We start from the raw sequence: 16,988 nt of genomic DNA, 5'->3' as shown, positions 1-16,988 counted from the left end.
TGGGGTAGCGGAATGGGATGTCAGGCTGCATCGCCTGCCCGATTGCGGCGAGCTTTCCGGCTTCTCAAAGTCGACAGGAGCGTCTCCCGATCCCGATTCCCCGATGGATCTTCAACCCTGACGGTATCCGACCCAGCCTCGGCAACCATCATCGAGCGCCGAAATATGAACGGAAGGCGGACCGGTTCATGAACCCGGCTCCCTGCCAGATGACGAGGAGATTATAGGGCGACCACGCGCCAGCGAGGAAAACCAATGCCCAAACTTTCATCTATATGCTTGAAATAATTGCAAATTCGTGAGAACAAATCAGGAATTTCGCCCACTTTGGGGCGAAACTCAGGTGTTGCTAAAATATCATTAATTTTTGCTCTCACAGTTTTTTGTTCATCTGGCGTTCAGAAAACTCTTTGGAAAGCCACTTTTTGAGCCCACATTGGACTCCTGAGAATAGGAGTGCATGAATGATTCTAAGGGCCACTGCCGCAGCGACTATATTCGCGGTTTATGCTTTCACGATGTTCTTCATCGCCGCTATACCTGAAAATGTCGTTCAGACTGCCGGAACTCAATTGGTCGACACAAGCGTCGTCAAATAATTGAAGCCTGAGGGGGCACGCAGTCATAAAAGTTTAGGCTAAGCGTTCGTCCGGTTTTCCGGCGCCTCCTAAACTTGATTTCCGAAAAACGAGAAAACAAAAGGCCCCTCCCCATCAGGGGAGAGGCCTTGCCGATCACGCCGCCCTGCGGACCGGGGCGCTTGCCAGCATCCGCCCCGAGGGGACGATCATGCCGGCCGCACCGTCAAGCCAGCCCTCGATGAGCTCCAGCGCCAGGAAGCGCGAGCGTTCGAAGGGACCCGGCATGACGAGATGTTGAGCCTTCCCGGAAAAAAAACCGAAACGTTCGTAGTAAGGGGCATCGCCGACGAGCAGGATCGCGCCATGCCCACGGTTCTTCGCTTCCAGCATGGCGGCGCGCATCAGCGCCGAACCGACGCCCTTGCCCTCGAAGCTCGCATCAACCGCCAGCGGCCCGAGCAGCAGCGCGTTGATCGGCGTGCCTTCGGCGTTGACGCCGGCCTCGACGTTCCACAGGCGCACGGTGCCGATGACATGGCCGTCGCGATCGCGTGCAACCAGCGCCAGGCCTTCAGCCGGCACACGGCCGCGGCGGATCTTTTCCGACGACTTCTTGCGGCGGTTCGCGCCCATGGCACGATCCAGCAGGTTTTCGCGAGCCACGACGTCGCCAGCGTTCTCGGCGTCGATGGTAAAGACAGAAGGCGCAAAAAATGCGCGGACAGAATCAAGAACAGCGGCCATCGTGGCCTCCCGTACCCAAAACCGATATGAGCGGCGATTGATATGAATTGTGAGAATGCCGCCCCGGCTGGCTACGGGGCTGGCAATATTAGATGACGTAGGCCTTCAACGGCTCGAAGCCGTTGAACGCGACCGCCGAGTAGGTGGTTGTGTAGGCCCCGGTGCCTTCGATCAGGATCTCGTCGCCAATCGAAAGGGAGATCGGCAGCGGATAAAGATTCTTCTCGTAGAGCACGTCTGCGGAATCGCAGGTCGGGCCGGCAATCACGCAAGGCTCCATTTCGTCGCCGTCGCGCTCGGTCCGGATCGGGTAACGAATGGCTTCGTCCATCGTCTCGGCGAGACCGCCGAACTTGCCGATGTCGAGGAACACCCAGCGGGCTGCGTCGTTGTCCGACTTCTTCGAGATCAGCACGACCTCAGTCTTGATGACACCGGCGTTGCCGACCATGCCACGGCCCGGCTCGATGATCGTCTTCGGCAGGTTGTTGCCGAAGTGGTCACGAAGGCTCTGGTAGATCGCACGACCGTAAGCTTCCGCCGACGGAACATCACGCAGATACTTGGTAGGGAAGCCGCCGCCCATGTTGACCATCTGCAGGTGGATGCCCTGCTTGGCCAGCTGAACGAAGACGCGCTTGGCGTCGGCGAGAGCTGAATCCCAGGCATCGACCTTGGTCATCTGCGAACCGACGTGGAACGACACACCGTAGGACTCGAGGCCGAGCTGATGCGCGTAGACGAGAACGTCCACAGCCATCTGCGGGACGCAGCCGAACTTGCGCGACAGCGGCCATTCAGCACCTTCACCATCCGTCAGGACGCGGCAGAACACGCGGGCGCCGGGAGCGGCACGCGAGATCTTCTCGACTTCCTCGTGGCTGTCGACCGCAAAGAGGCTGACGCCGAGCGCATGCGCGCGGGCAACGTCGCGTTCCTTCTTGATCGTGTTGCCGAAGGAAATACGGGCAGCGGTTGCACCGGCATTGAGCGCCATTTCGATTTCAGCGACTGACGCGCAATCGAAGCTCGAGCCCATGTCGGCGAGCAGCTTCAGGACTTCCGGAGCCGGGTTTGCCTTGACGGCGTAGTAGATCGCGCTGTCCGGCATGGCGTGACGGAAAGCAGAGAAATTATCGCGCACGACGTCGAGGTCGACCACGAGGCAGGGACCGTCGGGACGTCGGGTTGCGAGAAAGTCGCGGATGCGCTGGGTGGTCATATCGATTCCCTCTTCCAATTCCAGAGCTCCGGAAAACCGGAGGACAAAGGGCAATCAATCGCTCGCATAGGAACCAGCCGGTGGAGACCCCGGAACCTTAGCAAGCGCTTGATAGCGCAAATGATGGATCAACGCCGCGAAAGCGACATGGATCCGGCTTTGTCTGCCATGGATTGGAGGGAGTTCCCTACCGCACTTCCGGCAATGAAGGTGTGCCTCTTCAGTAACCCCCGCTGATGGAAAGCAGGGAGAGAACAAAAAGGCCCGCACCGTCGTTGCTTCAGGCGTCCTCGCATTTTCCGGTTGGCCAGAATAGCGACTGGAGGGGTTAATTCCAGGTACCTTACCGATTTCCTCACCAATTCGAGGGTTCGGCGGACACCCATGGGCACGTGCGACTTTGGGCTGACCACGAGATAGGAATATTCGCCGTCATAATCAAGCGGTTTTTTCGCATCTCCCGGCAGAAAATATTTGAACAATACACCGCAATTTGTTCAACGTGGTAAAACGGCCCGCAACCGACTGATTTGAATGGTGGTTCGGCGCTTTTTCAGGAGATCGTCATGGACACCCTCACCCGCATCCGCGCCTTCATCGATGTCGTTGAAGCAGAAGGCTTTTCGGCTGCGGCGAGGCGCACCGGCCGCTCCAAGGCGCTTTTGTCGAAATATGTGCGTGAATTGGAGGACGAACTCGGCGCCCTGCTGCTGAACCGGACGACCCGCCAATTCTCCATGACCGAGGCCGGTCATACCTACTACCGCACGGCATCCGACATCCTGAAGGAGATCGACAACCTCGCCGATCTCGTGCGCGAGAATAACGCCCAACTGAAGGGCCGACTGAAGGTCTCGGTGCCACGCACCTTCGTCGATGCCGAGGTCGGCCAGTCGCTGATCGACTTCGCCAAGGAAAACCCGGATCTCGCGCTGGAGATCGCCGCGGACGACCGATTCGTCGATCTCATCGAGGAAGGCTTCGATGTCGCCATTCGCGTGACCAAGCTCGAGGACTCCGGCATGATCGCCCGCAAGATCTCGGATTTCCGCGTCCATCTTTGCGCGACACCCGACTTCGTGGAGCGCCATCCGGATCTTGCCCACCCATCGGATCTGTCGAACGTCCCCTTCATCGTCGACACCAACTCGCGCAGCCAGGGCAGCATTCGCTTCTACAATCCGGACAGCACATCTTTTGCCGTTGCGGTGACAGGCCCCATGGAGGTCAACAGCCCACATGCGACGCTGCGCGCCGCACTGTCAGGCATCGGCGTCGCGCTGATTCCCGATTTCATCGCCCGCAAGCCGATCGAGAGCGGCGAGCTGGTGACGCTGTTCAACGATTACATTCCGACCGATCGCGGTATCTATGCCGTCTACCCCCATCGCCGCTACTTGCCGGCCAAGGTCCGCATCTTCGTCGACTACCTTCACAATTGGTTCAAGAAGCATTCCTGACCGCTTCCCGTCTGGGGCCGGTCCCAATTCCGTCCCATTTACTGGCGAGGAATCAGGTGAGTTTGGGATCCCGCAGTAAGAGCACGCATGAAGAAATCGACATTCCTGATGGCGTCGCTCCTGTCGCTTTTGCCAGCCGCAGCCTTTGCACACCCGCATGTGTTTGTCGAAGCGCGGCTGGAGGTCGTCGCCGATGACGACGGCAACGTTGCTGAACTGCGCAACGTCTGGCGCTTCGACGAGGTATTCTCGTCGTCCGTCGTGATGGATTTCGACAAGAACACCGATCTGAAGCTGGACCCGAACGAGCTGGCCGAGGTCGGCAAGACCGTGCGGGATTCGCTGGTCGACTACGACTACTACATGAACCTTACGATGAACGGTAAGAATATAAAGGTCGAGAAGCCCGACCTGATCCATGTGGACTACAAGCAGGGTCAGTTGCTGATGTTCTTCGCCGTCAAGCCGGCAGAAAAGATGCCGCTCAAGGGAGGCCTTACCTTCGGTGTCTACGACCCGACGCTCTACACCTCGATCGACTTCCCGACCGACAACGAGCTGGTTCTGGTCGGCGACCGGTTCAAAAGTTGCAAGCACCAGGTCGTCCGCCCCGATGCCGACCAGGTGATCGCCGAGAACAAGCAGTCCTTGACCGACGCTTTCTTCAACGACCCGACGGGGACGAACATGTCGAAGCTCTTCGCGACGCGACTGGATCTCACATGCTGAGACACCGGCTTCGGCCGATTGCGCTCGGCGCCGCATTCGTGCTGGTCGCGGGCATGGCCGTTGCGCATGCGCAGTCGCCGCTCGGCATCGGCACATCGGAACCGAGCTTCCAGCCGACGGGCGGCCCGCTTGCTCCCCTCCTCCTCTATGTCAATGCACAGCAGCAGGCCTTCTATCGTGCCCTGACGGGTGCGCTGCGAGCCATGCGTGCGGATTCCTGGCATCTCTGGGCGCTGATCGGCCTCTCCTTCGCCTATGGCGTCTTTCACGCCGCCGGCCCCGGGCACGGTAAGGCTGTTATCTCCTCCTACATGATCGCCAATGAGATCGAGCTGAAACGCGGCGTATCCATCTCCTTCGTCTCCGCCTTCCTCCAGGGATTTGTCGCAATCGCACTTGTCGGCGGTGCATGGCTGGTGCTGCGCGGCACCGGCATAAGCCTGACGGCCGCGACGCAGGCGATGGAGATTGCCAGCTTCATCCTGGTCATCCTCTTCGGTTGCTGGCTGTTGTTCCGCAAGCTGCGGGGGATCATTGCAGGCATGCCACGCCGTGAGGTCATGGCAACGTCGTCTGGCCCCGTCAGCATGATGCTGGACTGGCAGGACAATGCAGCGCAGAAGCAAGGTTCGAGCTACGCCTTCGGTGAAGCACAGGCGCTCAGAGCCGGGCACAAGTTCATTGCCGGCATGGCCTGCGAGACCTGCGGCCAATCGCACATGCCCGATCCGTCCCTGCTCAAGGCCGAGAAGTTCAATGTCCGCGAAGCCTGGTCGGCCATCATCGCCGTTGGCTTACGCCCCTGCTCGGGCGCGCTGCTGGTCATGACATTCTCGCTGCTGAACGGCCTCTATCTCGGCGGCGTGCTATCGGTGATCGCGATGTCGCTTGGCACCGCGATAACGGTCGCGATGCTGGCAACGCTCGCGGTCACTGCCAAAGGCACTGCGATGCGCCTCGCCGGGCGCGGCTCAGCCGCGTCGGTGTGGATCGGGAATACGATCGAAATCCTAGGCGCCCTGCTGGTGATTGCCATGGGCGCACTGCTGCTCGGCGCCTCGCTACAGGGCTAGAGCCTACGGCGCTATTTACCGCGCTGGCGCTGATATCGCGCCCTCAGCCAGAAGACGACGAAAAAAGCCAGAACCAGGCACGCGCCGACACCAGCCGCCAGATACGGCGAGTAGCTGCCAAGTGCGAGAATGATGGCCGGCATGAAATAGAGCACGAGGCCGGCGGCCATAAGGATGATGGCCGCCGCAATTGCCTGCGAACGGCCTTCCGATCTCGGATCCGTCACTCTGTCGATTCCTTGGTCAGCTCGGCGCGGATTTCCTCCAGCCGCCGCTTCTGCTTGCCGTCTGCATCAAAATTGCTGGGAGACAGCCAGGCCTCGAACGCTGCGTTCAGGACAGGCCATTCGGAATCGAGCATCGAAAACCAGGCCGTATCGCGATTGCGGCCCTTGGAAATCATGTGCTGGCGGAACACGCCTTCGTAGGTGAAACCGTAGCGGGCCGCCGTCGTCTTGCTCGCCTCGTTCAGATTGTCGCATTTCCACTCGTAGCGCCGGTAACCGAGATCCTCGAAGACATGCTTGGCCATCAGATAGTGAACTTCGGTGGAGAGCGGCGAGCGCTTCATGTCGGAACCGTGCGCGACGCCGCCGACCTCGACCACGCCATTGGCCGGATCGGCCCGCATGTAGTTCGCCATGCCGACGATCTTGCCGGAGCTGTTGTCTCGGAAGACATGCGTCAGCCAACCCGATTTGGCGACCGACTGAAGCCAGGCGGCGAAGTCCTCGGTACCTGTAAAATCGGGCTGCGAGAAGTAGCGCAGCAAGGGATTGATGGCCATGCCGCCAAGTCCGTCCCACAAAGCCTGCAGATGCTGCTCGCGGACATAGGGTTCGACGGTGACAAAACGCCCCCTGAGGGTCACCGGCTGGGGTGCCGGACAGCCCTTGAAATTCGATAGATCGCGCATACGCTCCTCCGGGTAAGGAGACATGGCTTAGGCCAGCCGCCTGGGAAAGGCAACTGGCCGAATGATGCTTTTAGAGGCTGACCTTGGCGGAGGACACCGTCGCCTCGATGTGGTCGACCAAAGCATCGGGAAGGCCAAGGCGACCAGCCAGCAGGTCGAGATAGCCGCGCTCGGCGCGCGAATCCGGCTCAATGGTCAGGCGTGACGCGGTGTAGAGCTCCACCCGCTGCTCCTCAGTCTCGGCGGCGGCAACCAGTGCGTCGAGATCCGTCGGCAGCGACAACTCCCGTTCGATGAAGAAGGCGGCTTCGGCGGCGACATCCGCGGCCCTGATCTTCTCGAGGATGAGGGCGCGTTCGTCATCGTTGACATGGCCATCGGCCTTGGCCGCGGCGATCATGGCGCGGATGAGAACGAGTACGAATTCGTTGCTTTGGGCGGGGGAACCGGTGCTGAAGCCGGAGTCAGCGGGGGGCGGCAGCACGGCCGTCCTTGGTGGGGGCGCATCGGACGGAGTAGCCGGCGCCTGCCCTGCCTGATAATTCTTATAGGCCTGATAGCCGAGACCCGCGATCGCAGCGAGACCGCCGATAGTAAGCGCATTGCCGGCAATGCTGCGTCCAGCCTTGGTCCCGAGCAGAACGGTTGCCAGCGCACCGGCTTTCCACGGATTGTCCTTGGCCATCTGGATCGCGTCGCCCGCCCGGTCCTTGACGGTACCGCCGACACCCGGCACCTGCGAACCCAGAAACTGCTCAAGAAGCTTCTTCGCGTCGATCATTCCTCATCATCTCCCTGTCTAGAGGCCAAATGGGAGATAGGTGCTGACGCCCAAAATACAAATGCAGGCGGAAATGCCGCCTGCATCAAATGCCGTTTATCCTGGAATCAAGCCTTCAGTGCAGCGGCTTCCGACGCGAGCTTGGTGATGCCGGCCCAATCGCCCGCAGCAACCAATTCCTTCGGAGCCACCCAGGAGCCGCCGACGCAGATAACGTTCGGCAGCGACAGGTAATCCATCGCATTCTTCAGCGAGATGCCGCCGGTCGGGCAGAAGACTGTACCTGCGAGCGGCGAAGACAGCGCCTTGAGATAGGCAGCGCCGCCAGCCTGTTCTGCCGGGAAGAACTTCAGCACCTTGTAGCCTTCCTCGCGCAGCGCCATGACCTCGCTTGCGGTCGCAGCACCCGGCAGCAGCGGAACGGAGGAATTGCGGGCCGCATCCAGCAGCTCCTGCGTCGCGCCCGGGCTGACGACGAATTTCGAGCCGGCAGCGACCGCGGCATCCCAATGGGCGGCGTTGAGAATGGTGCCGGCACCCACCTCAGCGCCTTCGACCTCGTCGGCAACGGCGCGAACGGCATCGAGGGCGGCTGGCGTGCGCATGGTGATTTCGATCGCCTTCAGGCCGCCTGCGACAAGAGCACGCGCCAGCGAAACCGCGGACTTGACGTCATCGACGATCAGAACCGGTACAACAGGCTGAAGTTTCAGGATGGAAAGGAGCTTTTCTGTCTTTTCGCCCATGGCCGCGTGATCCTTTTGAAACGATTGAATTCGGGTCTCGAAATACCTCCAAGGGTGCGCTTTGTCGAGACAAAACCTATCCTCGTAACAGAATGGGTACCCATAGCGGGAAAATTAGGCTAGCGTAATAAAATCGTCACAAAAGGTCATCGGAAATGGCGAAAGAAATCGAGCGGAAGTTTCTAGTACGCAGCGATGCATGGCGTTCCGAAGCCGAGACGAAATCGAAGCTACGGCAGGGCTACATTGCCTCCATGGACGACCGATCGGTCCGCATTCGTGTGCTGGATGACAAGAAAGCACGGCTGACGGTCAAGATAGGCCGCAGCACGATGACGCGCGACGAATTCGAGTACGATATCCCTGTTGGCGACGCTGAAGAGCTCTTGAAGGAGGCAGTCGGCATTGTCATCGAGAAGACGCGCCACCGCGTCCCCCATGATGGTTTTGTCTGGGAGGTCGATGTCTTCGCCGGCGAGCACCACGGACTGGTAATCGCAGAAGTCGAAATGGATTCGGAAGACGACAATCCAACGCTGCCCGCCTGGATCGGCCGTGAAGTTACAGGTGATTTCCGCTACTCAAATCAGGCCCTTGCCACCGAATTCGAGCACGATAGGCATGCCTTTTCGCATACGGCCTGACCACCATCTCACAGACGAATTTCGTAGAGCGGCCGCTGGCCACCTGCGAGAGGCGATAGACATTATTGAAGAGAGGCCGAATGGCACGCACGAGGCCATCCATGACTTCCGCAAGAACCTGAAACGCGTTCGCTCGCTCTATCGCCTCGTCGCCAGGGACATCCCGGCCTTTCGCGAGCGGGAGAACGCCAGGCTCCGCGACGTCGCCAAATCCGTCTCCACAATCCGTGATGCCGCGGCGCTGATCGACACTGCCGTCTACCTGAAGGAGAACGCGCGCGATGCCGAGGAGGGTGAGACACTCGGCCGCATCGTCTCTGCACTCGAGATGCGCCGCGATCGTATGCTTGGGGCCGCCGAGAGCGGCCTGGAGCAGCGGCTATCGGAAATACCCGGCATGCTTGGGGAGGCCATCGCCGCGCTCGACACAATCGAGTTCAACGGCCGTCAGAGCAAGAATGCGCGACTGATCGCCAAAGGCTGGCGAAAAACCGTCCGCGGAGCGCAGAAAGCAATTGCCTCCTGTCACGACGAAGCCTCGGCGGAAACCTTCCATACATTGCGCAAACGGACGCAGGACTACCGCGCCTATCACACTCTTCTCCGCCCCCTGTGGCCGACGGCAATGAAGGCGAAGTACGAAGCGGCCAGCCAACTCGTTGATCTGCTCGGTCACGTCCACGATCTCGATGTGCTCTGCGAACTCGTCGAGGCAGAGCCGCACCTTTTTCCGGGTGCGGACGATCTCGCCCGTCTGCTCGACGCCATCATCTTCCGCCAGCAGGAAGATCGGAATGCAGCGCTGGACCGTGCCGAGGATGTGTTCCCGAAAGATTATGACAAGGAAGCGGACCGGATCGCGCTGCTCTGGAGGGCCGTTGCTAACCGCGACGATCCCGCCGATTGCGTTCGCGGGCCGAAACCTGTATTTCCAGCCGTATGACAGACACGCTGACCCAACCGACGGCAGCGGCGAGCCCTTTTCTCGTCGCGGCGCTTTACCATTTTGTTTCCGTGCCGCGCTTCGAAAGCCTGCGCGAGCCGCTGCAGGCACTTTGCGAAGACAATGGCGTGAAGGGTACGCTGCTTCTGGCGCACGAGGGGATCAACGGCACGATCGCCGGACCGGACGCGGGCATCAAGACAGTGCTCGCCTACCTGTGCGCGCAGCCGGAATTTGCCGCGCTCGAGCACAAGGAAAGCCACGCATCGAAGATGCCATTCCTGCGCATGAAGGTGAAGCTCAAGAAAGAGATCGTCACCATGGGCGTCGAGAACATCGATCCGAACAAGGTGGTCGGCACCTATGTCGCGCCGCAGGACTGGAATGCGCTGATCTCCGATCCCGACACGATCGTCATCGACACGCGCAACGACTATGAGACGGCAATCGGCATCTTCCGCGGTGCTGTTGACCCGAATACGAAGACCTTCCGCGAGTTTCCGGACTGGGTGCGCAACAATACCGGCCTGCACAACAAGCCGAAGATCGCCATGTATTGCACCGGCGGCATCCGCTGCGAGAAGGCAACCGCCTTCATGAAGGAGCAGGGCTTCGAGGAGGTCTATCACCTCAAGGGCGGCATCCTGAAGTATCTCGAGGAAGTCCCGCAGGAAGAAAGCCTCTGGGATGGCGCCTGCTTCGTCTTCGACGAGCGCGTCTCGGTCGAGCATGGCCTAAAGGAAGGCGAACACAAGCTTTGCCACGCCTGCCGCAATCCGATAACAGCTGAGGAGATCACCTCACCTCACTACGAGGAAGGCGTTTCCTGCAGCAACTGCTACAGCACGCGCAGCGAAGACGACCGCCTGCGCTACCGCCAGCGGCAGCATCAGATCGCGCTCGCCAAGAAGCGTGGCCAAAAGCACATCGGAACCTGATTAGGCGGCGTTGGTGCGGCGGGTGGTGACCTTTGCCGCGCGCGACCGCATCAGCCGTTCGGTGATCTGATCGGCCGGCATCGGCCGGCCAAAGAAGTAGCCCTGTAACGTATCACAGCCGAAGAGCCGCACCGCTATGCCCTGCTCTTCGGTCTCGATACCCTCGGCCGTGACCGGAATGTCGAGCGAGCGGGCAAGTGCCACCGTCGCCTGCAGCATTTCGCGTTGGCTGTCGCTTTCCAGGATGTCCATGACCAGCGAGCGGTCGATCTTGATGCGGTCGAAGCCGAACTGGCGCAGGTAGCCGATGGAAGAAAAGCCCGAGCCGAAGTCGTCGAGCGCAACCTTGACGCCGAGTGTCTTCAGTCGCTCGATCGCCTGCCGGGTACGCTGAGGGTTCTGGATCATGTAACCTTCGGTGACTTCAAGGGTCACCCGCTTGGCCTCGATCTCCGTCTGCTTCAGCACGTATCGGACATAGTCGACAAAGGCCGGGTTACGGAACTGCCCCGGAGAAACATTGACCGAGATGCGCAGTTCCGGCCATTGCTTGGCTGTCTCGCAGGCCTTGCGCAAAACAAAGAGCCCCAGCGCTTCGATAAGCCCGCTGGTTTCCGCAATGGGGATAAACACTTCAGGCGAGACCGGCCCGTGACCCGGGCGGTTCCATCGCACCAACGCCTCGACGCCCGTCATTTCATGGGTCGCAGCATCGATCAGCGGCTGATAGGCAATCTGCAAATCACCGCCTTCGATCGCCATGCGCAAATCGAGTTCCAGCGCATTGCGCTCGGCCCGGTCGGCGTCCATGGCTGGATCGTAAAGCGTCATGCGTGCACGGCCGGCTTCCTTGGCCTTGTACATGGCAAGGTCAGCCCGGCGCACCAGTTCCTCGCGGTCGATCGCACCACCCTCCGACATGGCGATGCCGATGCTTGCACCGATGACGACGACGCGCCGGCCGATCTCCAGCGGTTCTGCGAGGAAGTCCAGGATCTGCTCGGAAAGCTGCAGGGCAACGGCGTGCTCACTCTCGGAGACAAAAGCGATGGCGAACTCGTCGCCGCCGATGCGGGCGAGCACGGCGCCCACAGGAATGAGCACGTTGAGGCCAGCTGCGACCGCGCGGATCAGCTGATCGCCGGTGCCATGACCATAAGCGTCGTTGACTTCCTTGAAGCCGTCGAGATCGAGATAGAGGATGAGCACATTGCGATGCGTTTGCGCTGCCTCGGCAACGAAGGCGTCGATCGCGGTTCCAAGCCCATCTCGGTTCAACAGGCCGCTCAACCGGTCACGATTGGCTTCCTCTCGGGCAATGATTTCCTCGGCCTTGAGGCGGCGTAGCGCCAGCCAACCGATGATGAGCAGAACGATGAAGAACAAGCCGACAAGTCCGAGTGCCTTGACGACCATCGGACGAACTTCGCCATAGCCGATATCGCCGGGCCCCCGCGACAGCCAGATGAGCTTGCCGAGCATGGCCGCTTTGGCGTCGGCGATCGCCACCGAATACGGGGCTTCGAAATCAGGGGCGACCAGCTTCAAACCGTCGACCACATAGGTCGCGCCAAGTTCGGCCACCCTCTCGGAACCTAGGTGGCGGGCAAAGATGAGATAGCGATGTTTTTCTGCCGGCATATCGAGCGCGCCGGATTTCTCGCGCACCAGCGCGACGCCGACCGCCGCAATACCGGATTTGGTATCGACGAAACCTGTCGCCTCCGGGTTGTCCTGCAGGCCCGCCGCTTTCACCTTGTCGAAGAGTGACCAGAGCGCGGGCGAGAAGAAATCGTCCAGCGCGCCTTCCATCGGCTTGCCTTCCTGATAGGCCATGATCGACTTCTTCTCGTCATCGATCACGATTGCCATATCGAAGAGGGCGCTGTTGACCGACATTTCGCCGTAGTTGCTGATCGTCCAGGCCATGCCATCGGCGGCATAGACGTTCACCGCGGCATCGTCCCAGGCTGCATAATCGTTGAGCGTCGCGCCCAACTGCATCTCGAAGGTCTTCAGGGCGCCGGAGACAGTTTCACGGGAGCGCTCGTCATCCAGCACGTTGGATCGATCCGCAACGCGCTCGAGCGCGCTCAACACGAGCGTCGTGACAATTGCGACAACAATGGCAAAGGAGAAAAGCACGCCGGCGACCGTCGCATGACGACCGATGCCCGATACTTTCTTGTTGCCCCCGAAAATTGCCCGCATTCATTGCTCCCCGATCACGGAAGTCTGCCAGCTAGGGCTCAAAAAACGGTTAAGGGATCGATGTAACGATTAATCATCGGCGATTTTTTCGCCATAACCGCTAGCCCCCAAAACGTCAGGAAAATACATTGATTACGCAATGTTTTCCGCAACTTGACGGAATGAGTCAGACGCCAACGCGATTGATTGCAGCGCAGAATTTTACAAGCACAGATACGAGAAGCCCGCTTTTCACGGCTTCGGCAAGGACGTCAGATTGTCCGCCATCCGTCTTGCCAAGCAACGAGATCTTTAGAAAAGCCTCGTCGACAAGCCGCAGCGACATCGTCTTCAGTACTTCGGTCAACTGCTCGAGGGCGAAATCGCCGCGATGCGAGGCATGCGCAATCATTGCGGGCTTGAACGGCACTTCGTCGCGGGAAACGAGCCAATCAAGCGCGTTCTTCAATCCCCCGGGCAGGCCATGGGCATATTCCGGACATGCGACGATAATGCCGTTGGCCGCACGGATCTTGGCTGCAAACTCTTCGACGATCGCTGGCGTGTTCTCGCCCTCGCGGTCCGGGTTGAAGATCGGCAGCTCGCCGATCAGCTCGCAGATCTCGACTACGACGCCTGCGGGCGCATTATCCCGCAGGGCTTCGAGCAGCCGGCGATTGGTCGAAGCCTTTCGCTGGCTGCCGCAGAGCGCATAGAGGAAGAGCGGCTTTTCCATGCGCACGGTTTAAGCCACGGCGCCGATTCGCGCCATGCGCTCGTCAGCTGCTCTTGTGGTTGCCCTTCGGGAACTGTGCCGCAAGTTCGCTGTACCACTTGCCGCTCTTCTTTACCGTGCGGACCTGGGTCTCGTAATCAACATGCACGAGGCCGAACCGCATCCGGTAGCCCTCGGCCCATTCGAAATTGTCCATCAGGCTCCAGGCGAAGTAGCCGCGCATCGGATACCCGTCCTTGATCAGGTCGGCGACGGTATCGAGGTGCTCGCTGTAATAGTCGAGGCGCGGCTGGTCGTCGACCTCGCCGTTGACGACGTCCATGTTGTAGCAGGCGCCGTTCTCGGTGATGTAGCACTCCGGCAGCTCGTAGCGGCGATAGAGATCCTCGACGACGTTCTTCAGGCCAGGCGCATATACTTCCCAGCCGATATCGGTCTTAAAGTCGCTGACGCGTGGCGCCTCGACAGTCCAGGGGAAGTCGCCGTTCTTTGCCGGATCATCAGCAACTCGCAACGGCGTGTAATAGTTGAGGCCCCACCAGTCGAGCTTCTGATTGATGATCTTGAGATCACCCTCTTCCACAACGGGCATGCGCTCGCCGAGTGCTTCCAGGAACTCCTTCGGGTACTCGCCCTTGAAGACCGGATCGAAGAAGGCGCCGTTGTGGAACTGGTGCGCGCGTTCGCCAGCCGCAATGTCGGCAGCGCTGTCGGAGCCCGGCATGACGGACATGGCGTTGAGCACGAGGCCTACAGGCACGTTGGGCGCTTCCGCGCGGATCGCTTCGACGCCGAGGCCATGCGCGAGATTCATGTGGTGCATGGCGTGAAGCGCTGCCTGCATATTGCGTTCGCCCGGCGCATGAATGCCATAGAGATGGCTGAGCCAGACGATGCACCATGGCTCGTTGAAGGTCGCGACGCTATCGAGGCGGTCGCCGAGGCGGGCCATCACTGTCTTGGCGTAGCGCTGGAATGCATAGGTCGTCGAGCGCGCCGTCCAGCCGCCGTCGCCGGCGAGAAGCAGCGGCAGATCCCAATGGTAAAGCGTTGCGAAGGTCTTGATGCCACGCGCCTTGCAGCCATCGACGAGACGATCGTAGAAATCGAGGCCCGCCTCGTTTACCGGGCCGGTACCATCAGGAATGATGCGCGGCCAGGCGATCGAGAAGCGGTAGGCGTCGACGCCCATGGACTTGATGAGATCGAGGTCCTGATCGAGCCTGTTATAGTGATCGCAGGCGACATCGCCATTGTCGCGGTTGAATACGCGACCCGGCATGTTGCAGAAGGCATCCCAGATGGAGGGCTTGCGGCCGTCTGCCTTGGAAGCGCCTTCAATCTGAAACGCCGCCGTCGCAACGCCGAACGTGAAATCGCCCGGGAAGCGGGCAGCAAGGGTCTTCGGATCGATCATGAAAATCCCGTTCTTCATGGTTTCAAGAGGCGGTTTAGCCAAGCGGACCGATGTTGTACAGCGTGGAAATGACAATGCTGTAACGTTTCAGGTTAGCCGTTCCGGGGGCGCCTTGCGCATCAGGCGCTCCCGCCTTGCATTGCGCGCCCTTTCGCGAAACAACCCTCCCATGAGCATTCCCACCACACACCCCTTCGCCTTTAACCCCACCTACGGCATGACCCTTGCCGACCTCCGAGCGATCGTTCCGCCCGAAGCGCCGCCGGGGTTCGATGCGTTCTGGCAGGCCCGATACGAAAGAGCGATCGCCACCGACCCGCAGCCGGTGCTTCGAAAGAGCAGCCTGACGCATCCCGACTGGCAGGTCCTCGACATCACCTACACCTCGACCGGTGGATTCGAGATCGGCGGCTGGCTGCTCCTGCCACGGCGGCTGCCGGTGCGCCGCGGATTGGTGGTGGGCCACGGCTATGGCGGCCGCGATGCGCCCGATTTCGACCTGCCTGTCGAGGAAGCTGCCATTTTCTTCCCCTGCGCCCGTGGCCTGTCGCTCAGCGCCCGCCCGCCCATTCCGGCCGATGCGTCGGGGCATGTCCTGCAGGGTATCGACAACCCGAACACCTACATCATCGGCGGCTGCGTCGATGATCTCTGGCTTGCCGTCTCGTCGCTTCTCACACTTTATCCATGGCTCTCAGGCCACATCGGCTACAGCGGCGTCAGCTTCGGCGGCGGCATCGGCGCGCTGGCGATCCCGTTCGATCCGCGCATCGATCGCGGCCACCTCGTCGTCCCGACCTTCGGCGACCGGGAGCTATGGCTGACGCTACCGACCGTCGGCAGCGCAGATTCCGTGCAGACATACCAGACGACACATGGAAGCGTTCTCGAGACCCTGCGGATGTTCGACGCAGCCAGTGCCGCAAGCCGGATCGAGGTGCCGATGCTCGCAGCCGTCGCCCTCTTCGACCCCGCCGTCGCGCCGCCCTGCCAGTTCGCGGTGGCCAACGCCCTTCCGACATCAAAATATAATGAAACCTTCATATTGGATGCGGGGCACTTCGATTATCCCGGCAGCACTGAGCAGAACGCGGTACTGCGCGAGAAAGTCCGAGATTTCTTCAAGGTGTTATGAACCGGGAATATCTGCGCTGGCATAGTCCACGCCTGCATCGCGAGATGGAACTGCTGGTGTTCGGCCATGCCGGCGCCAAGGTCCTGATGTTTCCGACCCGCGAGGGACGTTTCTGGGAATACGAAAGGCTCGGCGTGGTCGAAAGCCTTTCCGACAAGCTGCAAGCCGGCCAGCTGCAGCTCTATTGCATCGAGGGGCTGGCCACAGAGACCTTCTACGGCTTCGACCGGCATCCGGCTGACCGAATCCGCCGCCACACGGCCTTCGAAGACTATATCCTGAACGAAGTCCTGCCGCTGATGGCATCGAAGAACGGACATGAGTGCACCATCGTGCATGGCTGCAGCCTCGGCGCCTTCCAGGCCGCCAGCCTGGTCTTCCGGCATCCGCATCTGTTCCGCAAGCTGGTTGCCTTCTCCGGCCGCTACGACCTGACGATCAGGGTCGACTCCTTCGGCGATCTGTTCGACGGCTATTACGACGACACGGTCTATTTCCACACGCCGACGCACTTCCTGCCGGGGCTAAACGGCGGCTGGCAGCTGGATAAGCTGCGCGAGGTCGAGATCGTCCTGACCATCGGTGACGCCGACCCCTTCCTCGACAACAACTATCACCTCAGCCGGCTGCTGGCGGAGAAGCAGGTCGGCCACCAGCTGCATGTCTGGGAAGGCCGCGCTCACCGGGCAGGCGCCTGGCGCAAGATGGCCGGCCTTTACATCTGACCCCGCAC

17 protein-coding genes are annotated in these 16,988 nt (G+C 60.5%); 8 read left to right on the top strand and 9 right to left on the bottom strand.

Annotated elements, in window-relative coordinates:
- Nucleotides 1–734: 734 nt before the first annotated feature.
- The gene (locus AC1DPR_RS12815; protein ID WP_018856560.1) at nt 735–1,325 is read right to left on the bottom strand and encodes a GNAT family N-acetyltransferase; all 591 of its coding nucleotides are present in this window, start codon (nt 1,323–1,325) and stop codon (nt 735–737) included.
- An 88-nt stretch (nt 1,326–1,413) separates the two neighbouring features.
- Nucleotides 1,414–2,547, bottom strand: a complete 1,134-nt coding sequence (gene odc2 / locus AC1DPR_RS12810) for an ornithine/lysine decarboxylase (RefSeq protein WP_025658907.1) — start codon at nt 2,545–2,547, stop codon at nt 1,414–1,416.
- Between the two features lie 566 nt (nt 2,548–3,113).
- Between odc2 and AC1DPR_RS12805 the strand changes: the two genes are divergently transcribed.
- The 3 genes from AC1DPR_RS12805 to AC1DPR_RS12795 all read left to right on the top strand — a co-directional run bounded on the left by AC1DPR_RS12805 (nt 3,114) and on the right by AC1DPR_RS12795 (nt 5,809).
- Entirely contained in the window at nt 3,114–4,007 is an 894-nt protein-coding gene (locus AC1DPR_RS12805; protein WP_018856557.1) for a LysR family transcriptional regulator, read from the top strand.
- An 87-nt stretch (nt 4,008–4,094) separates the two neighbouring features.
- Nucleotides 4,095–4,736: a DUF1007 family protein gene (locus AC1DPR_RS12800; protein ID WP_018856556.1), complete on the top strand. Its 642-nt coding sequence runs from the start codon at nt 4,095–4,097 to the stop codon at nt 4,734–4,736.
- Nucleotides 4,730–5,809 (top strand): nickel/cobalt transporter, encoded by a 1,080-nt coding sequence (locus tag AC1DPR_RS12795; protein WP_018856555.1) that lies wholly within the window; start codon nt 4,730–4,732, stop codon nt 5,807–5,809. Before AC1DPR_RS12800 ends, AC1DPR_RS12795 begins: the two co-directional genes overlap by 7 nt.
- An 11-nt stretch (nt 5,810–5,820) precedes the next feature.
- On the opposite strand, the gene AC1DPR_RS12790 is transcribed toward AC1DPR_RS12795, so the two are convergent.
- From AC1DPR_RS12790 to AC1DPR_RS12775, 4 genes are all read right to left on the bottom strand, one after another.
- Entirely contained in the window at nt 5,821–6,036 is a 216-nt protein-coding gene (locus AC1DPR_RS12790) for a hypothetical protein (RefSeq protein WP_018856554.1), read from the bottom strand.
- Entirely contained in the window at nt 6,033–6,725 is a 693-nt protein-coding gene (locus AC1DPR_RS12785; RefSeq protein WP_113470627.1) for a GNAT family N-acetyltransferase, read from the bottom strand. The genes AC1DPR_RS12790 and AC1DPR_RS12785 overlap by 4 nt, the downstream gene beginning before the upstream one ends.
- 70 nt (nt 6,726–6,795) lie before the next feature.
- Nucleotides 6,796–7,506, bottom strand: a complete 711-nt coding sequence (locus AC1DPR_RS12780) for a tellurite resistance TerB family protein (RefSeq protein WP_113470626.1) — start codon at nt 7,504–7,506, stop codon at nt 6,796–6,798.
- Between the two features lie 107 nt (nt 7,507–7,613).
- Nucleotides 7,614–8,252, bottom strand: a complete 639-nt coding sequence (locus AC1DPR_RS12775) for a 2-dehydro-3-deoxy-phosphogluconate aldolase (protein ID WP_018856551.1) — start codon at nt 8,250–8,252, stop codon at nt 7,614–7,616.
- A gap of 155 nt (nt 8,253–8,407) precedes the next feature.
- On the opposite strand from AC1DPR_RS12775, the gene AC1DPR_RS12770 reads away from it, so the two are divergent.
- From AC1DPR_RS12770 to trhO, 3 genes are read left to right on the top strand one after another with little or no spacing between them, the layout of a single operon-like run.
- The gene (locus AC1DPR_RS12770) at nt 8,408–8,896 is read left to right on the top strand and encodes a CYTH domain-containing protein (RefSeq protein ID WP_018856550.1); all 489 of its coding nucleotides are present in this window, start codon (nt 8,408–8,410) and stop codon (nt 8,894–8,896) included.
- Nucleotides 8,874–9,839 (top strand): CHAD domain-containing protein, encoded by a 966-nt coding sequence (locus AC1DPR_RS12765; protein ID WP_477816434.1) that lies wholly within the window; start codon nt 8,874–8,876, stop codon nt 9,837–9,839. Before AC1DPR_RS12770 ends, AC1DPR_RS12765 begins: the two co-directional genes overlap by 23 nt.
- Nucleotides 9,836–10,777 (top strand): oxygen-dependent tRNA uridine(34) hydroxylase TrhO, encoded by a 942-nt coding sequence (gene trhO, locus AC1DPR_RS12760; protein ID WP_018856547.1) that lies wholly within the window; start codon nt 9,836–9,838, stop codon nt 10,775–10,777. The genes AC1DPR_RS12765 and trhO overlap by 4 nt, the downstream gene beginning before the upstream one ends.
- Here the strand turns inward: trhO and AC1DPR_RS12755 are convergent, their stop codons facing one another.
- The 3 genes from AC1DPR_RS12755 to AC1DPR_RS12745 all read right to left on the bottom strand — a co-directional run bounded on the left by AC1DPR_RS12755 (nt 10,778) and on the right by AC1DPR_RS12745 (nt 15,120).
- Nucleotides 10,778–12,988, bottom strand: a complete 2,211-nt coding sequence (locus AC1DPR_RS12755) for a bifunctional diguanylate cyclase/phosphodiesterase (protein ID WP_113470623.1) — start codon at nt 12,986–12,988, stop codon at nt 10,778–10,780. It abuts the gene before it with no gap.
- 166 nt (nt 12,989–13,154) lie between these two features.
- Entirely contained in the window at nt 13,155–13,703 is a 549-nt protein-coding gene (locus tag AC1DPR_RS12750) for an NADPH-dependent FMN reductase (protein WP_018856545.1), read from the bottom strand.
- Nucleotides 13,704–13,746: 43 nt separating this feature from the next.
- Nucleotides 13,747–15,120, bottom strand: a complete 1,374-nt coding sequence (locus AC1DPR_RS12745) for a GH1 family beta-glucosidase (protein ID WP_026371714.1) — start codon at nt 15,118–15,120, stop codon at nt 13,747–13,749.
- Nucleotides 15,121–15,289: 169 nt separating this feature from the next.
- Here AC1DPR_RS12745 and AC1DPR_RS12740 point away from each other — a divergent pair, with 169 nt between their 5' ends.
- Nucleotides 15,290–16,255: an acetylxylan esterase gene (locus tag AC1DPR_RS12740; RefSeq protein WP_018856543.1), complete on the top strand. Its 966-nt coding sequence runs from the start codon at nt 15,290–15,292 to the stop codon at nt 16,253–16,255.
- On the top strand, nt 16,252–16,980 hold the full coding sequence (locus tag AC1DPR_RS12735; protein WP_018856542.1) for an esterase family protein: 729 nt from the start codon (nt 16,252–16,254) through the stop codon (nt 16,978–16,980). Before AC1DPR_RS12740 ends, AC1DPR_RS12735 begins: the two co-directional genes overlap by 4 nt.
- Nucleotides 16,981–16,988: the final 8 nt, after the last annotated feature.

It is taken from the genome of Rhizobium sp. 01T417 (assembly GCF_056398905.1).
Note: the sequence above shows the minus strand (reverse complement) of the source record. Positions and strands in the feature narration are given on the sequence as shown.